The organism is Nocardia sp. NPDC058497 (assembly GCF_042720195.1).
GTDB lineage: Bacteria > Actinomycetota > Actinomycetes > Mycobacteriales > Mycobacteriaceae > Nocardia.
Genome location: NZ_JBHXMY010000323.1, coordinates 1 through 6,889, shown reverse-complemented (window position 1 = coordinate 6,889; position 6,889 = coordinate 1). Strand labels below are relative to the sequence as shown.

General features: G+C 70.4%; 6 protein-coding genes. 3 read left to right on the top strand and 3 right to left on the bottom strand.

Translation table 11 applies throughout. From position 1 onward, the window contains the following. Window positions 1-227: 227 nt before the first annotated feature. Window positions 228-1,097, top strand: coding sequence for an SGNH/GDSL hydrolase family protein (locus tag ACFWPJ_RS20600; RefSeq protein ID WP_378853627.1), 870 nt, complete (start codon window positions 228-230; stop codon window positions 1,095-1,097). 311 nt (window positions 1,098-1,408) lie between these two features. After that, a complete protein-coding gene (locus ACFWPJ_RS20595; protein WP_378853625.1) occupies window positions 1,409-2,656 on the top strand; it encodes a hypothetical protein in 1,248 nt (415 codons plus the stop codon). Window positions 2,657-2,705: 49 nt separating this feature from the next. Here ACFWPJ_RS20595 and ACFWPJ_RS20590 read toward each other — a convergent pair whose 3' ends face one another. After that, window positions 2,706-3,326 (bottom strand): metal-dependent phosphohydrolase, encoded by a 621-nt coding sequence (locus ACFWPJ_RS20590; RefSeq protein ID WP_378853623.1) that lies wholly within the window; start codon window positions 3,324-3,326, stop codon window positions 2,706-2,708. Window positions 3,327-3,488: 162 nt separating this feature from the next. On the opposite strand from ACFWPJ_RS20590, the gene ACFWPJ_RS20585 reads away from it, so the two are divergent. Continuing rightward, the gene (locus ACFWPJ_RS20585) at window positions 3,489-3,902 is read left to right on the top strand and encodes a PPOX class F420-dependent oxidoreductase (protein WP_378853621.1); all 414 of its coding nucleotides are present in this window, start codon (window positions 3,489-3,491) and stop codon (window positions 3,900-3,902) included. Here ACFWPJ_RS20585 and ACFWPJ_RS20580 read toward each other — a convergent pair whose 3' ends face one another. Together ACFWPJ_RS20580 and cobA are read right to left on the bottom strand one after the other, a co-directional pair. Further along, entirely contained in the window at window positions 3,903-5,363 is a 1,461-nt protein-coding gene (locus ACFWPJ_RS20580; RefSeq protein ID WP_378853629.1) for an MFS transporter, read from the bottom strand. A gap of 78 nt (window positions 5,364-5,441) precedes the next feature. Further along, window positions 5,442-6,683: a uroporphyrinogen-III C-methyltransferase gene (gene cobA / locus ACFWPJ_RS20575; protein WP_378853619.1), complete on the bottom strand. Its 1,242-nt coding sequence runs from the start codon at window positions 6,681-6,683 to the stop codon at window positions 5,442-5,444. Window positions 6,684-6,889: the final 206 nt, after the last annotated feature.

The window sequence follows — 6,889 nt, the reverse complement described above, 5'->3', positions numbered from 1 at the left end:
CGTGGGCATCCCGGTACTCGCCGCCCCCCCCCCCCCGGGGGCGGGGCCCCGGGCGGGCGCGTAGGCGTAGCCGGTAGGCGCCGGAGAACCTCATTCGCGGCGCTGTCGGCGGCGGACCTCCCGGCCTGCCTGTCCGCGCCGCGCGGCCATCGCACTCGCGAGAGCGGCGGCCACCCGCTGTCGAGCGAAGGTTGTGGCCTGGGGCACATCGTCTTACTCTTCGCGATGTGGATCCCCGCCGTTCGATGAAGAACAGCCTGCGCGCGCTCGCCGCGGCATTGACGCTCTCGGCACTGCCGCTCGTACCTGCACAGGCCGAGCCCCCGGTCGCGAACGGGACGGCGTATGTGGCGCTCGGTGATTCCGGCGCCGCGACCACCGGCGCCGCCAACTTCGACCTCGAGGCGCCACTGCGCTGCGTGCGCTCCACCACCAATGCTCCCCGGCTGGTCGCCGAGCGTCTCGGCCTCGCCCTGGACGACCGCACGTGCAGCTCCGCGAAGATCCCCGACCTCTACGCCTCCCAAACACCCGGCGTCGGACCGCAATTCGACGCGCTGGGGCCCGCGACCGAGATCGTCACCGTGCACATCGGTGCCAACGACGCCGACATGACGCGGTACATCCTGAACTGCCACGCGGCCGCGGCATCCGGCGGCTGCGCGGCGGCGGCGGATCCGGAGTGGGACCGCAAGATCGACGCGATCGCCCCCGCCTACGCCACCGCACTCGCCGACATCGCCCGCCGCGCACCCGACGCGAGGATCTTCGTCGACGGCTGGCCCACCTACCTCGGCGAGACGAGCTGCCCGGCCATGCTCGGCCTGCTTCCCGCCGACGCCGCCTACATCCAGTCCAAATTCGCCCGCCTCAACACCGTCGTCGCCCGCGAGGCCGCCGCGCACGGCGCCGTCTACATCGACACCATCGCGGCCTCACCCGCACTCGGCATGTGCGCCGACCCGTCTGAGCGCTGGTTCGACCCGCTCGTCGCCGACCAGACCCTGCTCCCCTACCACCCGACCCTGGCCGGCCAGCGCGGCGTCGCCGAACTCCTCTCCGCCGCTATCGAATCCAGCGGCGCGCTCCACCGCTGACCTGCGCCACCACCCGACGGTGGACTCGGCAACGCACGCCGACTCCGCCAGTCCACCTCGTCGCGGCTGCCGAGGGCTTCTGACGAGGTGCACGCGCCGGCCGATTCGTAGCCGATGGCCCGGTCGCGGCCTCGACACGGCCGCAAGATCCTGTCCCCCAGCACAATTCGCATCCCATGCGGGTAATGTTCGCCGGTTCTGCTGCGGCTCGCCCGGGAGAACGTGACAACGATCCGGCCCCGGTGGCGTCGCGACGGCGCACCGGCGCCCGTCCGGGTCAGGGACCAACAGTGGAGTGGAGCAGGGCTCGAATGGGTTTTCTCAGTGGCGTTTTCGGAAAGCGGAGGAGCGATTCCGACGACTACGCGGCGTTCGGCGAGTGGGCGCTGGCGATCGTGCGGGCGCGCCCCGGCATCGTCTCCGCCGAGTTCGACGCGGCGGAATTCGCGATCACGTACGCCACCCCGGCGGGTGGCTGGGCACAGATCAACCTGGCCACCCCATACCGTGCCGTCAGCGCGGCACCGCGGGAACTGGCGGGCGATGTCCTGATGTTCCAGCTGAACCGCCTGATCGACAATGTCGGCGACGACTCGACCGGACTCGCCTGGGCGACAGTCGCCCCACGTCTGCGACCGGTGATCCGGCAGGCGGGCGAACTGGCGACGCGGGTGCAGGGCCTGTCGATCGCCGAGAACACCATCTGGCGACCACTGCTCCCCGGCCTGATGGAGCGCGTGGTGATCGACAGGCCGACGTCGATGGAATCCGTGACGCCGCAACACCTGGTGACCTGGGGCGTGGACGCGGACACCGTGTTCGATACCGCTCGCGCCAATATGTCCGAACTCGGGTCGGCGATCGTCGATGTCTTCGATCCGGCGGAGGGCGTGCTGTACCTGGCCGACGAGGACGGGGAGAGGTATGCGGGCGCGCTGCCACTGGCCGCGGGCTGGATCGCCGGTCTCGGTGCGAAAGCGGGTGCGCAGCCGATCATTTTCGTGCCGGGCAATGTCGGGGTGTTCGTCGGTTTCGCGACCTCACCGCACCGGGTACGTGAGCTGGTAGAGGTCGCGCGCGGGTTGTTCGACGATGCGGTGCGCCCGGTGTCGCCGGTGCCCTACACCCTCGACGAGCACGGCAGACTCGTCCCGTTCACGGTGCCGCGCCACCACCCGGCGTGGCCCGCGATCCGCTCGGCCGAATCGAAGCTGGCCGCCCAGGTGTACACCATGCAGCACGACGGATTGCGCGCCGATCTCGAAGCGGAGCTCATCGAGGACCACGCCGCGACGCTGATGCACATCCGTGGCAACGACGGCATCGAAACCACCGTCACACCATGGTCCGACACCGTCCCGACGCTGCTACCGCACGCCCACAACGTCTCATTGACGAACGTCGACACCGGCGCCACCTTCGGCGTGCCGTGGCACGTCCTGGCCACAGAGGTCGAGCTGGTGCCCGTGCCCGGCCTCTTCCCGGTCCGCTACCGGGTGCGGTACCACCCCGGCTCCCAAGCCATGGCAAGGATGGCCGCCTCGCAAGGTCTGCACTGACACCATGATCAACGGGAACGCCCAGCCGCCGACGCCTGGCGTACCGACGTCATCGCGTGAGCCGCGCCAGCTCCGCCGCGAGATTCGCGCGCGCCCGCTCCTCGTAGCGGGCGCGCGCCGCCGCGGTCCGGAACAGCACCGGCTGATTCGCGATCGCCCGCAGCACCGCCGCGCGACCGGAGCGGAACAGATCGTCGGGCACGTGCCCGTATTCGATCCGCACAGCGGCGGCGTAGGCCGCGTAACTGTCCGGTTCGCCACCGAGCACGACCAGGTCGGCATCGCAGAGCACCGCGCCGTTGGCGTCGCCCGCTTCGGAGTCGTGCCCGCGGGTGAGCAGCACGAGCCGCACCACCTCCGCGACGAGTTCCTTTCCGGCGCCGAGGGATTCGAGGACATCGCGGGCCAGGTCGGCGCTGCGTTCCTCGTTGTCGGCTCGGTCGACGGCGTAGATCGCGTCATGGAAGAACGCGGCGTAGCGAACGGCGTCGATATCTGTTGCGCTGTCCGCCAGTTCATCGATGGCATGGAGCATCGTCCGCAGGTGGGCGACCGTGTGATACCGGCGGTGCGGCTCGGCGTATCTGGCGATGATCCCGGCCCCGAGCTGTACGGAGTCCGGGCCGGCCAAGGCGGTCCAGCGGTCGAGCAGATCCAGCGACGACGTCATGGATTCCAGTGTCGGCCCACCCACGCCACCCGACAACCGGTTTCGGTGTGACGATTCCGGCATCGATCCGGTGGCACCGGAAAGGCCATGGCACAAGCGATATTCCGCCGCCGTTGGGCCGCCGCAGGAATGCCAGGGAACTCCGGAACGTTCTTCCGGAGCGTGACTGATACCGCAGTGCTTTCCGACGAGCTGAAGTCGTATCTGGACGAGGAGAAGGTCTACGCGACCATCGCCACGCTCGGGGCGAACGGGCATCCGCACCTGACCGTGGTCTGGATCAAACGCGACGGCGACGAGCTGCTGTTCTCCACCACCGTCGAGCGGCAGCAGGCCAAGAACCTGGTGCGCGACCCCCGGATCACGGTGATGGTGAACCCGCCCGAGCAGCCGTTCCTCTACGCCGAGATCCGTGGCACGGCGACGACCGTCCCCGATCCGGAGCGCGAGCTGCCCGACGAGATGTCGCTCAAGTACACCGGCAAGCCCTACCGCGAGTTCAATCCCGCCTCCGTGCACGACGGCGAGCGCGTCATCGTCCGGATCACCCCGCGCCGGGTCGTCGGCCGCCTGTGATCAGCTCCGCTGAGCCTCTTCTTGCGCGTGCTGGGCCTGCACCAGCTGCTGCGGGGTGTAGCGCAACGTCAGCGCGACGAGCGCGGCCAGCACCGCCAGCCCGGAACACACCAGCAGCACCAGCGCGTACCCGCTGTTGAGCGCGTCGATCTCGGTCGGGGTCATGTTCGCGGCCAAGCCGTCGCGACCGCCGAGCGAGAGGGTGCGTGAGGCGGCGATCGGGCTGAGCAGGCCGATCGCGATCGGCGTCGCCAGGCTCATGAACATCTGGCCGACCGCCGAGAGCGGGCCGATGTTCGACGGCGGCACCCCGACCAGCACACACAGCGGCGCCAGCACGATGGCGACACCGACACCGAAGCCGATCACCAGCAGCAGCGCCAGCAGGGTCGGCAGGTACTGCACGTGCCGGTCCAGCGTCGACCCGAACAGCAGCCCGCAGGCCAGCACGACCGCCGCCGCCGACAGCAGCCAGCGCGGCGCGATCACCAGCGCCGCCTTGGACGCCACCGCGCCGCCGACGCCGATGCCGATGGTGAACGGGATCGAGGCGACACCGGCCTGCAGCGGGCTGTAACCGAGCACGTTCTGCAGCAGCTGCGCGACGAAGAACGTCATCGCGCCGAGCACCGCGCCCGCCAGGAAGATCAGCGCGAAGGTGGCGACCCGGTCGCGGCTGTCGAACAGCGACCACGGCAGCAGCGGATCGGACTCGCGGCGCTCGGTGAGGACGAAGATCACCAGCAGCGCGAACCCGCCGATCAGCGAGCCGAGGATCACCGGACTGTCCCAGCCCATCGCCGGGCCCTCGGTCGCGCCGAACACGATCGTCGCGCAGGCTAGCGTGCCCAGGATCGCGCCCTTGATGTCGAGCGGGGTGCGGTGGTGGGCGGTGTCGGTGAGCTTGTAGATCGCGCCGAGCACGATCAGCGCGCCGATCGGCACATTGATCAGGAAGATCCAGCGCCAGGAGAACTCGGTGAGCGCGCCACCGACGACCAGGCCGCCCACCGAGCCGATGCCTGCCATCGACCCGACGATCGCGATCGCCTGGTTCCTGGCCGGGCCCGGCGCGAAGGTCGTCGCGACCAGCGCGAACGCGGTCGGCGCTGCGATCGCGGCGCCAGCGCCCTGGAAGGCGCGCGAGATCAGCAGCATCGCCTCGCCGGTGGCCAGGCCGCAGGCCAGCGAGGCGGCCGTGAACAGCCCGACGCCGTAGATGAGCATGCGTTTGCGGCCGAACGCGTCACCGAGCCTGCCGCCGAGCAGCATCAACCCCGCGAAGGTCAGGCCGTAGGAGGTCACCGTCCACGCGCTGCCCGAACTGGACAGCCCCATCTCCTCCTGCAACCGCGGCAGCGCGAAGATCACGACGGTGCCGTCGAGCACGACCATGAACTGCAGGCCGCTCAGTACGAGGATGGCGAGGCCGAAGGCCCGCTTCGTCACCGGATACTGCATCGTCGCAGCGGGTTTCTCGAGCACAACGAGGCAGTGTAATTGGCGGGGTGGCAACGCACGGGTGCGCGGCCCGTGAAGCTAGTCCAGCCCGAAACCGGCCGTCGGGCCGATGACGATGATCGCGGGCGGGCGGATGCCCTCGGACTTGGTCTTCTCGGCGACGGTGGCCAGATCGGCACGGACCACCCGCTGGGTGCGCAGCGTGCCCTCCTGGATGATCGCAGCCGGGGTGTCGGCCGGACGGCCACCGGCGAGCAGCGCGTCGGCGAACTTGTCGATCCGTTCCACGGCCATCATCAGCACCAGCGTGCCGCGCAACTTGGCCAGCGCGGCCCAGTCGACGAGCGAATCCGGATGGTCGGGGGCGACGTGCCCGCTGACCACGACGAACTCGTGGGTCACCCCGCGATGGGTCACCGGGATGCCCGCGGCGCCGGGCACCGAGATCGGGCTGGTGATGCCGGGCACCACCGTCACCGGGATGCCCGCCTCGGTGCAGGCCTCGAGCTCCTCGTAGCCGCGGCCGAACACATACGGGTCGCCGCCCTTGAGCCGGACGACGAACTTGCCCGCCTTGGCGCCTTCGACGAGCGCGCGGTTGATCGCCTCCTGCGCCATCGAGCGGCCGTACGGGATCTTCGCGGCGTCGATCACCTCGACGTGCGGGCCCAGTTCGGCGAGCAGTTCCGGCGGCGCGAGCCGGTCGGCGACCACCAGGTCGGCGCGCGCGAGCAGCCTGCGGCCGCGCACGGTGATCAGGTCGGGATCGCCCGGTCCGCCGCCGACGAGGGCGACACCGGGGGTCACCGGCTCCGAATCATCGGTCACCACGCCGGATTGCAGCGCTTCGAGCAGCCCGTTGCGCACGGCGGCCGAGCGCCGGTGCGCGCCACCGGCCAGGACACCGAGGGTCAGCCCGTCGTAGCGCGCGGTGGCCGGGGTGACGGCGGTGCCGTCGCGCGCGATGTCGGCACGCACACAGAAGATTCGCTTCGCGGTCGCCTCGGCGACCACCGCGGCATTGGTCCCGGGTTCGTCGGTGCACGCCATCGCGTACCAGGCGCCGTCGAGATCGCCGTCGGCGTAGGCGCGCAGCTCGACGGTGAGCTGCCCCGCGGTCGCCATGCCCTCGACGGCCGGGGTGACCGTCTTGCTGACCACGTGGACATCCGCGCCGGAGGCCACCAGCAGACCGAGCCTGCGCTGGGCGACCGTGCCGCCGCCGACCACGACGACTCTGCGCCCGCGCAGATCGAGCCCGACCAGGTAGTTCGGGTCTCCGGCGGGCGGGGTCGATGCGGTGTCAGACGTGTTCGGCACAATGTCGGAGCCTAGTTCCTGGCGCGCCGGACACCGAACGGGCCCGCCGACATCTGCGTCGGCGAGCCACTGCCGACCGTCTTCCCCTGTCGACGGCCCGGCGCTCACCAGCCGGCCTCAGCCGACGTACGGGTTGTTCTGCACCCAGCGGAAGTCCGTGCCGCGCAGCGGGAAACTGTCCAGATCCAGGCGGTTGAGCGTGACCG

Bases quoted from the DNA above. Each gene is read 5' to 3' on its own strand.
- ACFWPJ_RS20595 (WP_378853625.1), top strand. From the start codon at position 1,409: ATGGGTTTTCTCAGTGGCGTTTTCGGAAAGCGGAGGAGCGATTCCGAC.
- ACFWPJ_RS20590 (WP_378853623.1), bottom strand. From the start codon at position 3,326: ATGACGTCGTCGCTGGATCTGCTCGACCGCTGGACCGCCTTGGCCGGC.
- ACFWPJ_RS20580 (WP_378853629.1), bottom strand. From the start codon at position 5,363: ATGCAGTATCCGGTGACGAAGCGGGCCTTCGGCCTCGCCATCCTCGTA.